The organism is Neobacillus vireti (genome assembly GCF_036962465.1).
Lineage (GTDB): Bacteria > Bacillota > Bacilli > Bacillales > Cytobacillaceae > Neobacillus > Neobacillus vireti_B.
Window position 1 is genome coordinate 1 of the sequence record NZ_JBALNF010000055.1, and the last position, 14,381, is coordinate 14,381.

Annotated in this window: 18 protein-coding genes; 13 read left to right on the forward strand and 5 right to left on the reverse strand. The window is 37.6% G+C overall.

Translation table 11 applies throughout. From position 1 onward, the window contains the following. Both V7077_RS20955 and V7077_RS20960 read right to left on the reverse strand, forming a co-directional pair. Positions 1-199 (reverse strand): hypothetical protein (locus tag V7077_RS20955; RefSeq protein ID WP_335505497.1); only part of this gene is annotated, 199 nt, incomplete at its 3' end. Between the two features lie 72 nt (positions 200-271). Beyond that, positions 272-511, reverse strand: coding sequence for an HPr family phosphocarrier protein (locus tag V7077_RS20960; protein WP_335505498.1), 240 nt, complete (start codon positions 509-511; stop codon positions 272-274). A gap of 282 nt (positions 512-793) precedes the next feature. Here V7077_RS20960 and V7077_RS20965 point away from each other — a divergent pair, with 282 nt between their 5' ends. The 9 genes from V7077_RS20965 (at position 794) to V7077_RS21005 (ending at position 6,597) form a co-directional block, all read left to right on the forward strand. Next, entirely contained in the window at positions 794-973 is a 180-nt protein-coding gene (locus V7077_RS20965) for a hypothetical protein (RefSeq protein ID WP_335505499.1), read from the forward strand. Between the two features lie 212 nt (positions 974-1,185). Beyond that, the gene (locus V7077_RS20970) at positions 1,186-1,464 is read left to right on the forward strand and encodes an autorepressor SdpR family transcription factor (RefSeq protein WP_335505500.1); all 279 of its coding nucleotides are present in this window, start codon (positions 1,186-1,188) and stop codon (positions 1,462-1,464) included. Then, positions 1,461-2,087, forward strand: a complete 627-nt coding sequence (locus tag V7077_RS20975; RefSeq protein ID WP_335505502.1) for an SdpI family protein — start codon at positions 1,461-1,463, stop codon at positions 2,085-2,087. Before V7077_RS20970 ends, V7077_RS20975 begins: the two co-directional genes overlap by 4 nt. A gap of 186 nt (positions 2,088-2,273) precedes the next feature. After that, positions 2,274-2,384 carry a YjcZ family sporulation protein gene (locus tag V7077_RS20980; RefSeq protein WP_335505504.1) on the forward strand — a complete coding sequence of 37 codons (111 nt, stop codon included), beginning with the start codon at positions 2,274-2,276 and terminating at the stop codon, positions 2,382-2,384. Between the two features lie 32 nt (positions 2,385-2,416). Beyond that, positions 2,417-2,569: a YjcZ family sporulation protein gene (locus V7077_RS20985; RefSeq protein ID WP_335505505.1), complete on the forward strand. Its 153-nt coding sequence runs from the start codon at positions 2,417-2,419 to the stop codon at positions 2,567-2,569. Positions 2,570-2,728: 159 nt separating this feature from the next. Continuing rightward, positions 2,729-3,313, forward strand: a complete 585-nt coding sequence (locus V7077_RS20990) for a general stress protein (protein ID WP_335505507.1) — start codon at positions 2,729-2,731, stop codon at positions 3,311-3,313. Positions 3,314-3,555: 242 nt separating this feature from the next. Then, a complete protein-coding gene (locus V7077_RS20995; RefSeq protein ID WP_335505509.1) occupies positions 3,556-4,725 on the forward strand; it encodes a DUF4317 domain-containing protein in 1,170 nt (389 codons plus the stop codon). Further along, entirely contained in the window at positions 4,725-5,489 is a 765-nt protein-coding gene (locus V7077_RS21000; RefSeq protein ID WP_335505511.1) for an SDR family oxidoreductase, read from the forward strand. Before V7077_RS20995 ends, V7077_RS21000 begins: the two co-directional genes overlap by 1 nt. Positions 5,490-5,715: 226 nt before the next feature. Further along, positions 5,716-6,597 carry an alkaline phosphatase family protein gene (locus V7077_RS21005; RefSeq protein WP_335505513.1) on the forward strand — a complete coding sequence of 294 codons (882 nt, stop codon included), beginning with the start codon at positions 5,716-5,718 and terminating at the stop codon, positions 6,595-6,597. 44 nt (positions 6,598-6,641) lie between these two features. Here V7077_RS21005 and V7077_RS21010 read toward each other — a convergent pair whose 3' ends face one another. Beyond that, complete coding sequence (locus V7077_RS21010; RefSeq protein WP_335505515.1) at positions 6,642-8,207, reverse strand: HAMP domain-containing sensor histidine kinase; 1,566 nt, start codon at positions 8,205-8,207, stop codon at positions 6,642-6,644. A gap of 37 nt (positions 8,208-8,244) precedes the next feature. Further along, positions 8,245-8,961 carry a response regulator transcription factor gene (locus V7077_RS21015; protein WP_335505517.1) on the reverse strand — a complete coding sequence of 239 codons (717 nt, stop codon included), beginning with the start codon at positions 8,959-8,961 and terminating at the stop codon, positions 8,245-8,247. 220 nt (positions 8,962-9,181) lie between these two features. Between V7077_RS21015 and V7077_RS21020 the strand changes: the two genes are divergently transcribed. The 3 genes from V7077_RS21020 (at position 9,182) to V7077_RS21030 (ending at position 11,451) form a co-directional block, all read left to right on the forward strand. Continuing rightward, on the forward strand, positions 9,182-9,475 hold the full coding sequence (locus tag V7077_RS21020; RefSeq protein ID WP_335505519.1) for a hypothetical protein: 294 nt from the start codon (positions 9,182-9,184) through the stop codon (positions 9,473-9,475). A gap of 83 nt (positions 9,476-9,558) precedes the next feature. Continuing rightward, positions 9,559-10,731, forward strand: coding sequence for an MGDG synthase family glycosyltransferase (locus tag V7077_RS21025; protein ID WP_335505521.1), 1,173 nt, complete (start codon positions 9,559-9,561; stop codon positions 10,729-10,731). Between the two features lie 30 nt (positions 10,732-10,761). Further along, positions 10,762-11,451, forward strand: coding sequence for a polysaccharide deacetylase family protein (locus V7077_RS21030; RefSeq protein WP_335505523.1), 690 nt, complete (start codon positions 10,762-10,764; stop codon positions 11,449-11,451). Between the two features lie 371 nt (positions 11,452-11,822). On the opposite strand, the gene V7077_RS21035 is transcribed toward V7077_RS21030, so the two are convergent. Continuing rightward, positions 11,823-13,184: an arsenic transporter gene (locus V7077_RS21035; RefSeq protein ID WP_335505525.1), complete on the reverse strand. Its 1,362-nt coding sequence runs from the start codon at positions 13,182-13,184 to the stop codon at positions 11,823-11,825. A gap of 849 nt (positions 13,185-14,033) precedes the next feature. On the opposite strand from V7077_RS21035, the gene V7077_RS21040 reads away from it, so the two are divergent. Beyond that, positions 14,034-14,342: a ribosomal protein L7/L12 gene (locus tag V7077_RS21040; protein WP_335505528.1), complete on the forward strand. Its 309-nt coding sequence runs from the start codon at positions 14,034-14,036 to the stop codon at positions 14,340-14,342. Positions 14,343-14,381 lie beyond the last annotated feature (39 nt).

Sequence of the window (14,381 nt, forward strand, 5' to 3'; positions counted from 1 at the left end):
CTGAAGTCATTTTACCTTCTGGTGTCCGAAGTTGTCTCGACTTCGGACAGGGCAGAAATAATATAGCCACATGTTGTCCGAAGATACCTCGAATTCGTACACAACTGATATAATTTATCCTCAAACCGTTCCAAGCTGCCCTATTTTCAGAGAATTTGCCCGTCTGATTTTTCAAGCAGCAAAACTGAACTACTTCCATCTATGAATCCTCTGCTATTTAATTCCTCTTTCTCATTACATCGATATCGACTTAAAGTAAGTTGTTCCTTTTTTATATCAATAAATTTATAATTGCCTTCAATGCTTCTTCATCATCATCACCTTTAGCTGTGATGGTTACATCAATTCCAGCCCTCACGATGGTTAGGATACCAATAATGCTTTTAGCATCGACCGTGAAATTCGCTCTTTTCATTTTTATATCGCTTTCAAATTTATTGGCTGTTTCAATAAACCTGATTAATTCATCTACAGATAGGTTTTTTTTAACTGTAATGTCTTTCACTCTCATGTTTTTTCTTCTCCTGTGAATGTTATTTAGATAATAACAATTTTATTAGCAATTTTTTAAAAACCACCCCTTAATCACGATTGTTATTAAAGTTTCTCCATATGAATTCATTTTTCCTGCCAGTTTAGTTAATTGAAATGTTATTGATAAAATCACCTTTGGTAAGTTCGTTGTAGTGGAAACATAAATCAAAGGAGAATGGGAGATAATTAAGACGGTTATATCACAACAAAAATTTGCCAATGTTCGTTAAAGTACTGCTTAAGAAAGGAGGTATAAAAGATGGATCAAACCAAACAAAAGACCTTCTCTGTTGAATATGAGTTTGGCGGAGTCACTTTTTTTAAGAATGTAAATGCTGCGAGTGAGGAAGACGCAAAGAACCAGATCCAAGCACAACAAACAAACGCAACCATTCATGGTGTATCGATTATTGAAGAAAATGAAAACTATGCAGGGTAGAAGTGAGTGGACCTTTTAATTCCTTAATGGTATACGGATATCCGTTTGCCATTTTTTTTGACTATATTCACAATTCATTTTTAGATATTTTTGTGAATATTTTACAGGAAATATTGACCTTTTTTATCCCTGGGCATATTCTATATTTAGATAATTGTCTAAATACCTAATTAAGGATTACGGGGATTTTTAACGAGAAAAGAGGCTTTAACATGAATGATGCTTTTAAGGCATTATCCGATCCGAGCAGAAGGAAAATTCTCCATTTACTTAAAAAGAAAGATTTATCTGCTGGAGAAATTGCTGAGCATTTTAATATGACCAAACCAAGCATTTCGCACCATTTGAATTTATTAAAGCAGGCAAACTTGGTCGATTCGGAAAAAAAAGGCCAGCAAGTGATCTATTCTCTCAATACAACTGTGTTTGAAGATGTCGTCACGTGGTTTATGGACTTCCTTAGAAAGGATGAAGAGGGGGATTTGAAATGAAAAAATATGGGTTTGGATTGGCTATCATAATAATGAGCATCATTTTAACGTTTATTTCTTATCCTTATTTACCAGACCGGATCGCCGTGCATTGGAACTATAAAGGTGCCCCAGATGACTATAATCAAAAATCTTTTGGTTTATTTTTATTACCTGGAATCATGATTGTTTTGTACCTATTAACAAGTGTATTACCTAAAATTGATCCAAAGAAAAGTAATTTCCAGCGTTTTCAAGGACCCTATTTTCGAATCATGAATGGAATACTATGCTTTCTTTTCTTAATTCAGTTGGTGCAAATTTCAAGCGGATTAGGAATCGTGAATCCAAAATACGTCGTACCTGAACTTGTTGGTTTATTATTTATCTTTATTGGCAACTTGAGTCCCAAATTCAAGCCTAATTATTTTGTTGGAATCCGTACACCATGGACGTTAGCGAATGAGGATGTTTGGAAAAAAACGCACCGGTTTGGCGGGAAGGTCTTTGTGATAACAGGTTTATTGCTGTTGTTAGTCCCGGTTGTACCAGCGGCCATCCAAGCAGCCTATGTATTTACAATCATTATCATTTGCCTAGTCCTTATAGTAGTTTCTTCTTACTATTTTTTTATCAAACTATAAATTTAAGTGCCCTTTTACTTATTTGTAAAATGGGCTTTCTTTCATTTAAGGAGATAGTGGAGCAACAAGTCGTGTATCCATCGTATTTACGTACAAAAAAACCGATAGGCTTCATTTGGAAGAGCCCTTACATCTTTTGAATTTAATCATACTTTGTAGGGAGTAGTTGAAAAGGAGGTTTTTGATATGGATGGTGCAGGATACGGCGGAGGATTCGCTTTAGTGGTTGTTTTATTTATCCTTCTAATTATTATCGGTGCGTCCTTTATGGGCGGATACGGCGGAGGATTTTATTAATTAAAAAATACGGATAGAAAGGGGTTTTACTTATGTTCGGTTACGGAGGATTCGGTGGATTTGGTGGCTGTGGCTGCGGAGGTTACGGATACGGCGGCGGAGGCTTTGGTTATGGCGGCGGCTTTGCATTAATCGTTGTATTATTCATTTTGTTAATCATCATTGGAGCAACTTGCTTTTACTAATTAAAAGCAAGCTACTCCTATCGCTTAAAATAAGAAAAAGCCTCCATGGGCTTTTTCTTATTTTTTGTTTTTTTATTTCTGGATGAATAAACAAATGTTTCATTCCTCCTCCGTGCGGGTATTTGTAATAAGGACTACTCGTACAAAGGAGGAATTTCAATGTATGAACATGAAAAGCACCTGGTGGGAGTTTACGATACTGAAAATGAGGCCATCCAGGCGGTCGAAGACCTAAAACGGCAGGGTTATCCACCTGAGGATATTTCGGTAATCGGGAAAAACAAAGACGAAGTAAATGGAATTAATGATGCCACGGGTACGAAGACGGAAGAAGGACTCGCTGCCGGTGCGGCAACAGGCGGTGTACTTGGCGGACTTGTCGGCCTGCTGGCAGGCGTGGGTGCCCTTGCAATACCAGGTGTGGGGCCAATTCTAGCCGCTGGACCAATTGCAGCCACCCTGACTGGGGCAGCTGTTGGAGCAGGAGCTGGCGGACTAGCTGGTGCATTAATTGGTATGGGGATTCCTGAAGAAGAAGCCGATCGTTATGAAGGCTTTGTTAAAGAAGGAAAAATCCTTGTTGTAGTAAAACGACGTGAAAACCTTGTAGGTGATAACCATTTTAATGGTGGTATCAACGAACACCTTCCAGATGGAAACGTGACATCAGATGATCCAACCAATTCGGGGGTCATTTACGACCATTCAGTAACAACGCGGATGGACAACAATAGAAATTTTTAATCAAATTATTTACTTTGAGGAGCTCATTTCTTCAAAAGAGGCAAAAACAGAGGCAAAATCAATTAGAAGGTTTAAAGAAAGAAGAACATAATTAATTAGGTTCAATTAGGCTATTCAAAAAGTCAGTTACTCAATGACTTTTTGAATGGCCTTTTTTGTGCTGCTATTAGTAAAATTAATAAATATCAAGTATTACTATTTTCTCTAGCGAACAGTATAATCAGAAATGGGAGTTGAAACTAATGAATAAAAAAGACATTGCTAATATCCGAAAACAATTTAAACTAGACAACTATCTTTTGCAGATTAAAGAAATCTTTAATGTTTATGTAAAAAAAGAAACAGGTGAGATCTACCACCAAATTAGCCAGCCGTTTCAAATGCTTGAACACGAGGCACAGGAACTATTTTTAACAAACTTTAAAAAAGTTCTATCCGGCCATCTTGATGCCAAATTGTTTGAGTTGAAATTCAGGCGTGACGTGGAAGGCAGCACACAAACCATCCTGTTTGAAGGCTTACGGACCGATTCACCGGATGAGTGGCAAGAAAACATGCTGCAAATCGTCGAAAAAATGTTTGCTCATGCTGTCTATGAATTTGATACCGTGGTCACGTTTATCCGTGGTGAATACCGGATGGCAACGAAGAAACGGGATTTAGAATCGGAGCAAGGAGGGGATGATGAGGTTTACTCAAGTGAGTTTATCCTTTCCAGTCTTAATAAAACCGATCAGCCTAAAAAAGCTTTACTATTTGATTATATCGAGAAAGAATTCAAATCGAATAACGCGGTTGATCCAATTATAAATTTAACCGCTCCGTTATCTGGTTTTCTGTTTCCCGCCTTTAATGAAAATGCAGCAGATGTGAATCACATTCTTTATTACGGTGGAAAAGTGAATCAACCAGATGAATCCTTTATTGAACAGGTTCTCAACTGCGAAGAAATAATTACCGCGGTGGAGGACAAGGACAGCTTCGAACAAATTTTAAAGATGGTGATGGGAGACGAAGTGGATTCCAGGGTTATTTCGAATGTCTATGAAGAAATTGATAAGATCGTCCAGGATTATGAAGAAAGTGAAGATCGTGATGAAAGTGAGTCGCCTATGCTGGATTCTCGGGATATTGAACACATTTTAGAAATCAGTGGGGTGGAGGATGTCGATACCGCTAAAGTGGAACATGCCTTTAAAAGTGTGGTAGACGATGAGAAACATGAAATTAAAGCCACCAATATCCTTCCAAAAGCCATTAAGATTAATACAAAAGTGGCAGATCTTTCGATTAGTCCGAAGGAATTGAAAAATATGCAATATATTACTTACAATGGCAAACGATGCCTTTTAATTGAAATCGACGAAGATGTGATCGTTGAAGGATTTAAACTGGAGACTAGACAGCTATAATGGGTAATCAGAGACAGGTTCAAGCTAAAATTGCCGTGATAACTGGAGCCAGCAATCCCCGAGATATAGGTACAGCTATTTGCAGAAAATTCGCTTCACAGGGGATAAATATCTTCTTTACTTATTGGAATTCTGCTCCCGGTTGGGTGGAAGAATTCAAACAAACGATTACCAATATGGGAGTCCGTTGTGACGGATTAAACATAGATTTATCAAACGCCAATGCAGCCGATGAGATCCTTGATTCAGTGGAAACGAAATTAGGTTTTCCTTCAATCTTAGTAAATAATGCTGCCCATTCAAAGAGTGATGGGTATTTAAACCTTAATTCTCATACACTTGATGAACATTATGCTGTAAATATGCGATCCACTTTTTTGCTATGTGTCGAATTTGCGCGCCGTTTTGAAAAATCGAATTCAGATACAGGCAGAATCATTAATTTAACATCGGGACAGGACTTAGGACCAATGCCTGGGGAGCTAGCTTATGCAGCAACTAAGGGAGCTATTTCAGCTTTTACCAGGTCTCTTTCTCAAGAACTTGCCCCGTTAGGAATTACGGTCAATGCTGTAAACCCGGGACCGACAGATTCGACATGGATGACGGAAGAAATACGAGGGCAACTACTGCCTAAATTTCCAATGGGACGGATTGGATTACCGGAAGATGTCGCACAAACGATCGCTTTTCTTGCTAGTGAGGAAGCGAACTGGATAACTGGTCAAATTATAAATTCAGAAGGTGGATTTATTCGAGGTTAGGCCAAGTCATTGAAACATATAAAAAAGGATAAAGCTGTACCAATGATTAAATGGTCATTGGCACAGCTTTTTTGTTTAAAAAATCTATTCTCGTTAAACACTTTTCATCTTCTTATACCAGTAAGCAAGCAAGTTTTGGATTACCAGACCGGGTATATAGTAGAATATAGATATTAGAGGACCGGCAATCCTATTTTTTTTGAACGGAAAGGAGATGCTTAAATCATTGAGGAAGAACTGGAAGTTTTTATTTGTTGGAATCATGTTGTTGCTGAGTGCTTGTACTCAAAATGAACCCAAGAATCAAACTACTCAAGAAAAAACCGTACATAAAGAGGAAGCAAAAGCGGGCCTGCCGAAAATTGATCATATATTAATCGTTGTGGAGGAAAACCACTCTAAAAGTCAGATTGAAACTAACTCATCCGCTCCCTATATGAATTCATTAATGAAGCAGGGCGCTAATTTTACTAATTATCATGCGATCCAACATCCTAGCCAGCCCAATTATTTGGCTTTGTTTTCAGGATCCAATCAAGGGGTAACGAGTGATAAAATGCCAAAATCTAAATTTTCGACAGCTAATTTAGCGAGTGAATTAATCGAGAAGAATTATTCATTTAAAGGATATTCAGAGGGACAGCCTTCTGTCGGCTATGATAAGGAGTCTGCCGGAAATGGGTATGCCCGAAAGCACAATCCTTGGACAAACTTTACAAATATCCCTAAAGAGTCTAATCAGCCGTTTAAAAATTTCCCTGAGGATTTTTCCACCTTACCAACCGTCTCATTTGTCATCCCAAATCTTGATTATGATATGCATGATGGTACCATCCAAGATGCAGATCAATGGTTAAAAGAAAACATTGATCCTTATGTCCAATGGGCAAATACACACAATAGCCTTTTGATTGTTACCTGGGATGAAGATGAGGGATCGAACAAAAATATTATACCAACCTTCTTTGTCGGTCCAATGATTAAAACAGGGGTATATACTGTACCGTTTAATCACTATAATTTATTAAGAACAATAGAGGATATCTACGGGTTAGCTCATGCAGGACAGGCAAAAAACAGCCAGCCAATCATGAGTATCTGGAAGTAGTTAATGTAAAAGAAAGGGCCGTCTACTTGACGGTCCCTCTTTAGCTAATTTACCTCGTGTAAAGGCAAATTTATGGTTAGTTGAATCACTTGATTTTTATAATCAACATGGATGGTACCCTGATGCAGCTCAATGATACTTTTAGTGATGGCCAAACCTAATCCTGCTCCGGACTTGTTTGAAGAACGTGAGGCATCTACTCGATAAAAGCGATCAAATAATCTGGTAACCTCTTCTTCAGAAAGGGATTCGCATGGGTTTGAGACCGAAATCTGGACAGAATGTTTGTTTTTGTACATATTCACATGAATGTCGCCAGGGGGCGTACTATATTTAATTGCGTTGGTTAACACATTTTCCAATGCCCGCACTATTTGATTCGGATCGACATCCATCAAAACTTGTTCTTTTGGTAGATCGACTCTAAATGTCACCTGGTTGTCATTTGCAATAGGATCAAGTTCGTCGATTAGCTGTCTGATCATTTGATTTAGACTAACTTTTTCTTTCTTAAACTGTACACCTTGATACGTTAATCGTGTAAAGTCAAATAGATCCTCAATTAACTTTTTTAATTGTTCGGATTTTCCGTAGGCAATATCAACGTATTCATCTAATTGTGCTTGGTTGTTAAATTGATGGTCTTTAACAAGTCTCAAATACCCCATGATAGAAGTTAGCGGTGTCCGTAAATCATGTGAAACATTAGTGATCAGTTCATCCTTTAATTTTTCTGCTTGTCTCTGTCTTTCAATCATTTCGTTTAATTCAGAAGCCATGTAATTGATATTGGTGGCAAGCGAACCAACTTCATCTCTACTTTTCTCCCGAATCCGATAATGTAAATTCCCTTTCGCTATTTCCATTAGCCCTAAAGCAATTTCCTCAATTTCTTTCATCTTCCATTTGGTAATCAAATAAAAACAGAGAATAAAAGTAACAAGTCCAAGTAGATAAGGTGTAACACCGGTTTCTTTTATATAAACAGCCGTTGATTTAGGAAAACCCGTGACAATTAAATAATTTTTCCCTCCATCAATAGTTATCGGGAATAGCCTTGTAACAGTGGGATGTTCATTATGGTCTTTTCCGACCAGTGTCTTTTTTGCATCTGTCATTACCTTTGAAATATCAACTTTTGTTTCACTTACCCCGGTTGTTTTATACGAAATTTCACCATCCAATTGGGTAATAAGGACCTTGAGATTGTCTTGTTGTTTCGGTGTATTGATAAGATATTGAATTAATTCAGGGCTTGTTAAATGATAAACCGATCCAGGTCCATTTGGCACCGCTATCCAGTTTTCATTTCCTTCTAAAGAAGAAACAGAACGGTTAAGAAATTTCTTTTTAAAGGCAGGATCTTCATCCCCTAATTCTATTACGAGTCCGTTTATATCCTGATTCATTTGGTTGAATTGTCTTTCCAACTCTCGTCCACTTTCATCAATGGAAACAACCCCTTCCGTAAAATCAAGTCTGCGATCTTCATTCACAAAGAAAGGGCTTGCGATTAAACCAACAAGTGTGGAAGCAAGAATACACAGTGCAAAAGCTAAAATGACTTGAATTCGCAAGCTTGTTTTCACAAGATGGACAAGTTTATCCAAATAGTTACCTCTCGGAAGGAAGGGTAGAAAACGTTTCTTATTGTTCAATTTTATAGCCAACCCCCCAAACGGTCTTAATATACCTTGGTGTTCGTGGGTTATTTTCAAGCTTTTCACGAAGATTCCGGATGTGAACCATGACGGTGTTTTCAGATTCATAAAATGGTTCATTCCAGACTCGTTCATATATTTTTTCTGTACTAAACACCACACCGGGATTCCTGGCCAAAAGTTCTAAGATGGCAAATTCCCTTGGAGTTAACTTTATTTCTTTTCCTTCTACTGTGACCTCGTGTGTAGAGATGTTGATCAATAGGTCATCTATTGAAATCACATCCATCTCTTGGATTGAATTTAATGAAGAATTTCCATCCATCTGATTAAAACGAAGGTAACGGCGGAGCTGCGATTTTATTCTGGCCACTAATTCCAAAGGTTGAAACGGTTTTGTGACATAATCATCCGCTCCCGTTGTTAATCCCATGATTTTATCCATATCCTGCGATTTAGCAGATAGCATGATAATAGGAACATTCCGGCTTTCTCTGATTTTCATACATGCTTGAATCCCATCTAACCGAGGCATCATGATATCTAAAACGACTAAATGAACCGTGTTTTCATCCAGGTACTTTAACCCCTCTATTCCATCCGCTGCTTTCAGAACGTTATATCCCTCATTCATAAGATAAATGCCTATTAAATCACGTATTTCTTTTTCATCATCAATGATTAGAATGGTTTCTTGTGACATTGTAAACGCTCCTTTCTAATGCCTAAAGTTTACTCTATTCCTCTTAAGAAAAGACAATAGAATTTCTGAAGATTTTCTGAAGATTTCCCTTAACAATTAAGAAAATCTTCAGAAGGAATGGTATTTTTCCTTAAGAAGTTTTTTGTAACATACATACAGACAGACCGAGGAGGAAATCGGAGATGAATAAAGATGGAAAATTGTTGAGATGCTTTGTTTTTTGCTAAGTATACCAGCGATTATGTTGATTTATCCATATTTAAATACACCCACCCGCGGTGTTCACACGCTTGTTACTAGTTTAGATAAGGCCATTCCTGTTGTGAAATGGTTTGTGATTCCATACGTAGCCTGGGTTGGTTACTTAACGATAACATTAATTTATTTCTGTTTTAAAGATCCTGCACTTGCCTTTAAAACAATTCTATATAAAATGGTAGAGCTCGTGAATAGATGGGTGTTATTACCGAAACGAACCTTAAAACATGTTACCGAGAATACTTTGTCTATTTAGCCAGTTTGTGTGATGAAGCCGTGTTAAGTTGAGGATTCGACGCCCATAGATAAAAATAACACAATCTAAAGGAGTGGAGATAAATGAAAGTAGTAAATAAGGAAAAAGTTTTGATCCTTACTGGTAATTACGGAGATGGTCATATTCAAGTAGCCCAAGCTCTAAATGATGCAATCCAAATAAGATATCCATCATTCGAGCCAGTGATTTACGATTTTATGGAATGGGTTCATCCTTATTCCAATCAGTTTAGCCGTTTTATTTATCTCCAGGGAGTAAAAAAATTCCCTAGTTTTTATGGCTATATTTATCAAAAAACAAGAAAAGTAAACAAATTATCCAATGTGATGAAAACCATTTTATCTCCAGGGGTCGGCCGGATGCTTAAATTGATTGAAGAAGTACAGCCAACAGTCGTTGTAAGTACATTTCCTTTGGCTGCAGCTGTTATGTCAAAGGTAAAATCATTAGGATTAACTAATATTCCTTCCGTTACCACCATAACAGATCATACAGATCATAGCTGCTGGATTTATCCTTATACGGACCAATATATTGTCGGCTCCAGTATTGTCTGTGATTCACTAATCAGGTTAGGTGTAGAAGAGACTAGGATCGCAAAGTCCGGAATTCCAATTCGAAAGCAATTTTCTCAATCCTATCAACGAGAGGAACTATTTGAGAAATTCGGTTTAGATCCTCATATGCCTACCCTATTAGTAATGGGTGGCGGTTGTGGCATGATTGGGGATGGGAATTCGACCATACAGGAGATTGATGCATTACCAAAGCCAATTCAATTAATGATTGTTTGTGGACATAATGAAAAACTTCGTTTGCAATTGCAGGAGAAGCTAAAGGATTCCAAACATCATATTCTTCTCACTGGTTATATTGATTACGTGCATGAGTTAATGGCTATTTCCGATCTGATGATTACAAAGCCAGGAGGAGTGACTACGTTTGAAGCAATTGCCATGGAATTGCCTATGCTACTTTATAAACCCATTCCTGGTCAGGAACAGGATAACGCTAAATTTCTAGTACGTTCAGGGGTTGCAGTTCAAGCGGAAACCGATCAAGATTTAGTACATCACTTATCCAGATTATTGAATAATGAAGAGCTGCTTCAACAAATGAGGGAGAATTCCAAACAGTTTCATCCGAAAGAATCTGCGTTTGCATCAGTAGAAGTCATTATGAATGCAAAAGAAACCACTAACCGTTTGGACGAACTATTGTATACATTTGGTTAATCAGGTAGGAAGAAGGAGAGGGGACAGGAAATGGTTCAGTTCGTGTTTGTTTTATTGCTGTTATTTTCCTTATACTGGTTGATTCCTTTCATTCTCACTGCAGGAGCAGGTATTGGCGTTTTTAAAAGGCAATCTACTTCTGATAAAATTGCCCTTACTTTTGATGATGGTCCAAATCCTGTCTATACGCCGCAGCTACTAGACTTGTTAAAGAAGCATTCGATAAAAGCGACCTTTTTTGTGGTTGGTTCTAAAGCGGAGAAGTACCCAGAGTTAATCGCCAGAATGCATGCCGAGGGACATTTAATTGGGATTCATAATTATGTCCACAAATCCAACTGGGTGATGGCTCCTTGGACGACTCGACGTCATCTAAATAAGACTGCCTCGATCATTGAAAGAATTACGGGCGAACGTCCGATCTACTATCGTCCACCATGGGGATTATTAACTTTATTTGATTTTCTGCTATTGAAACAGTACAAGATTATTCATTGGTCGGTTATGGCGGAAGATTGGCGCAGTAGAGGCGGGAGTGAAAAAATAGAAAAGAGATTGTTACAAACTATCAAAAACGGGGATGTTGTCCTACTGCATGATTGTGGGGAAACAGCGGGGGCAGATTCAGATGCTCCGATGAATACCATTCATGCTTTAAAAAATGTCTTTAAAGAACTGTCTAATCAAGGTTTGGATTGTGTAAGAATTAATGAAATGTAAATGAATAGTTTTCGAGAGAGAAGGTAGGTTTTGCAACTAATGTCACAATTGGTATAAACGATTTTTTGATATTCTACTCAAACCCAGAATGACAAAAATTAATTTTCCCTTGAACTAATTTAGCCAGAAAACATATCCTAACAATAGGTGGTACACGAAAAAAACCGTGTCACGGAACGACACGGGTAAAAACCAACTTAATGGTAAGTCAGAAATCCATTCTCGTCTGCAACACGGGGTGGATTTTTTTTTTGAATCAAACATGTGAACATCACTCTTTCAAATTAACTTTTCGTTCGTTTACGGTCATGGGATAGTTACAGTACATTTCGCCATTACCTGTCATTTCATTCTCTTTTTTAATCATCGTTTTAATGTTGAAGTACACCGCCAAAAAGCCATGAAACCCAATAATATAAAATGACTAATGTGAATAATACAGTAGGAGGAATCACTACTCCCGTTATTTTCACATACTCCCACCAAGTGATTTTCACTTTTCCTTTTCTCACAATGTGCATCCACATCAAAGTAGCCAGTGTCCCCATCGGCAGCAATAGTGCTCCCATATCGCTGCCAATCACGTTGGCCAGATAAGCAATTTTCAAGGAGAGTAAATCTAAATGCATATGCGTTAACGTAAGTGTTCCAACCATAAGCGCTGGGTGATTATTAAAAATATTAGAGAGTACGGTTAGAAGAACACCCATCATCACACTTGCATGCAACAGGCTTCCGGAAACAATTGGCTCCATAAACGTGATCAGCCAGTCTGTTAACCCAATGTTATTCAGACCGTAAATAATGACATACATACAAAAAGCAAAAACGATTATATACCAAGGTGTTTTTTTCAGCATATCGCCAGGCGGTATTTTTAAATAAGCCCATCTCCATGCTAACAGAACAAGTGAACCGAAAACGGCCATAAGAGAAACGGGAATGTTCATAAACGAGGCGACAAAGAGACTGATTCGGACAGCGAACACGAATAATAGTACATTTCGCATAAATCTTGAACGATCTTTGTCTGAGCCGTGCTGAAGGACTGGTTTAAGTGGATGGTAAGATTTTGACGACAATCCGGTAATCTTCGTTGGTATGGTTTTCGGCAGGACTTTGTAAAACCGTAAGAATAGAAGCCCGACGAGTAAGAGCAGACCTAAGGTTGCTGGTACAAACATCATCGCTGTATGCAAATACAAACTCATATGCACAATTTTTAGAGCAATTAAGTTAACGATATTACTTACACCGATTGGAGCACTCGACGCTGTGGCAATTAATCCCCCTGAAAGTAAATAAGGGATTTTTTGATGATTTTTTAAGCCCATGTTGTTTAATAACATGACAAGAATGGGGGTGGTGATTAAAATACTTCCATCATTATTAAAAAACAGTGTCATGAGAAAACATAAAAGGTTGACATACCAGAATAAACGGATTCCTGAACCTTTAGCCTTGGCAGCTAATTTTTCCGCAACCCAATTAAAGAAACCAAAACTTTCTAAAACTATCGCCATGACAATCGTTGCCATAATCGTAATGGCCGCACCACTTATCGTTTCTGCGATGATACCTAGATCTGATAATGAGACACCTCCACATAGTACGACAATAATGGCCCCAATTGCAGCAGGTATTGCTTCATTAATTCCTCTAGGTCTCCAAAGAATAAACCCGAGGGTAACCAAAAATGTGATAATGGTTAACCAAACGGTTAAATCCAACATAATTTTCTCCTTTCCTCTAGCTGATCATTCAGGATGTCCCCTGAGACGACACTACCTCCATTGAAACACGGCTATTATCCCTCCCTGCCATCTATCCATCTTGTAAGTTTGTACTGTATTTATATGTATCACGGAGTAGACAGGCTTTAGGTTTGTACCCTTTTTCCAAAAAATCAACTTAAGTCTAAATAATATGGATTTGTATACGGGATATAGAGAGGAAGAAGGCAAAATAAAAAACAGGATGGCTGTCCTGTTTTTGTTTTTGTAGTATTGAAGAGTGAAATTACTCCTATAAGTATTTAGTTATGAATTTACTTTGGTCACTTTAGGATTATAGCGATTGCATAATAAATACCCATAAAAACAAGGAGCATGATACCACCTAAAGTGAAATTGGGAGTTTCATCATTCTTTTTATTAGGCAATCTGGATTCTCCCTACCTTGATAAACTACCTATTAATATGTTCAAAATGGCCATATACATTCAGAGAAAATATTTATTTCGCACTGTGTAGGGAACTAATAAATTCCGATAAGTTACTGCAGCAGGCGGTACCGGTGGTGGAGGAATAATGGGAACTGCGAAATGGCTATACCACGGATGGTAGTGATGTATATATATGTATGGATACATAAATATCATCCTTTCATTTGAAGTTACGGTAGACTATGAGCGGTCAACTCATCCTGATTGGATAAAAGCCTAATTTTAAAGGTTTTTTTCCTCTTTGCCTGTTTGTAGAAAAACAAATGGTTTATAATGGGAATGGTTGGAACACAGCTTCAATTAAGATAATTCTGTTTTAGTAATGTTTGAGAATAAAAGAATATCCTGAGGTGATTATATGGATGAATTAGTGATTTTGGGGATTATAGGAGTGGGCCTCTTATTAACAAGTATCATCAGTGCCATTAGTCAATTAAGAAGTGACCTTGCTCGTACAAACACAACGTTAAATAAAATTGCTAAACATATTGGCGTTCCTGATGAAGTTACAGCAGATTTACAAGATGAATTACTAAGTCTTATTGCAGAAGGTAAAAAAATCAAAGCCATTAAAAGATATAGAATGGAAACGGGCCTTGGTTTAAAGGAATCAAAAGACTATGTGGATTCCTTAAGTGAAAGAACAAAGTCATCAACATCTAATTAAAAAAACTGACTCAATGGAGGCAAAATTGCCAATTGAGCC

Coding starts and splice junctions, on each gene's coding strand:
- V7077_RS20995 (WP_335505509.1), top strand. CDS start 3,556: ATGAATAAAAAAGACATTGCTAATATCCGAAAACAATTTAAACTAGAC.
- V7077_RS21025 (WP_335505521.1), top strand. CDS start 9,559: ATGAAAGTAGTAAATAAGGAAAAAGTTTTGATCCTTACTGGTAATTAC.
- V7077_RS20990 (WP_335505507.1), top strand. CDS start 2,729: ATGTATGAACATGAAAAGCACCTGGTGGGAGTTTACGATACTGAAAAT.
- V7077_RS20970 (WP_335505500.1), top strand. CDS start 1,186: ATGAATGATGCTTTTAAGGCATTATCCGATCCGAGCAGAAGGAAAATT.
- V7077_RS21040 (WP_335505528.1), top strand. CDS start 14,034: ATGGATGAATTAGTGATTTTGGGGATTATAGGAGTGGGCCTCTTATTA.
- V7077_RS20960 (WP_335505498.1), bottom strand. CDS start 511: ATGAGAGTGAAAGACATTACAGTTAAAAAAAACCTATCTGTAGATGAA.
- V7077_RS20975 (WP_335505502.1), top strand. CDS start 1,461: ATGAAAAAATATGGGTTTGGATTGGCTATCATAATAATGAGCATCATT.
- V7077_RS20965 (WP_335505499.1), top strand. CDS start 794: ATGGATCAAACCAAACAAAAGACCTTCTCTGTTGAATATGAGTTTGGC.
- V7077_RS21000 (WP_335505511.1), top strand. CDS start 4,725: ATGGGTAATCAGAGACAGGTTCAAGCTAAAATTGCCGTGATAACTGGA.
- V7077_RS21030 (WP_335505523.1), top strand. CDS start 10,762: ATGGTTCAGTTCGTGTTTGTTTTATTGCTGTTATTTTCCTTATACTGG.
- V7077_RS21015 (WP_335505517.1), bottom strand. CDS start 8,961: ATGTCACAAGAAACCATTCTAATCATTGATGATGAAAAAGAAATACGT.
- V7077_RS20985 (WP_335505505.1), top strand. CDS start 2,417: ATGTTCGGTTACGGAGGATTCGGTGGATTTGGTGGCTGTGGCTGCGGA.
- V7077_RS20980 (WP_335505504.1), top strand. CDS start 2,274: ATGGATGGTGCAGGATACGGCGGAGGATTCGCTTTAGTGGTTGTTTTA.
- V7077_RS21035 (WP_335505525.1), bottom strand. CDS start 13,184: ATGTTGGATTTAACCGTTTGGTTAACCATTATCACATTTTTGGTTACC.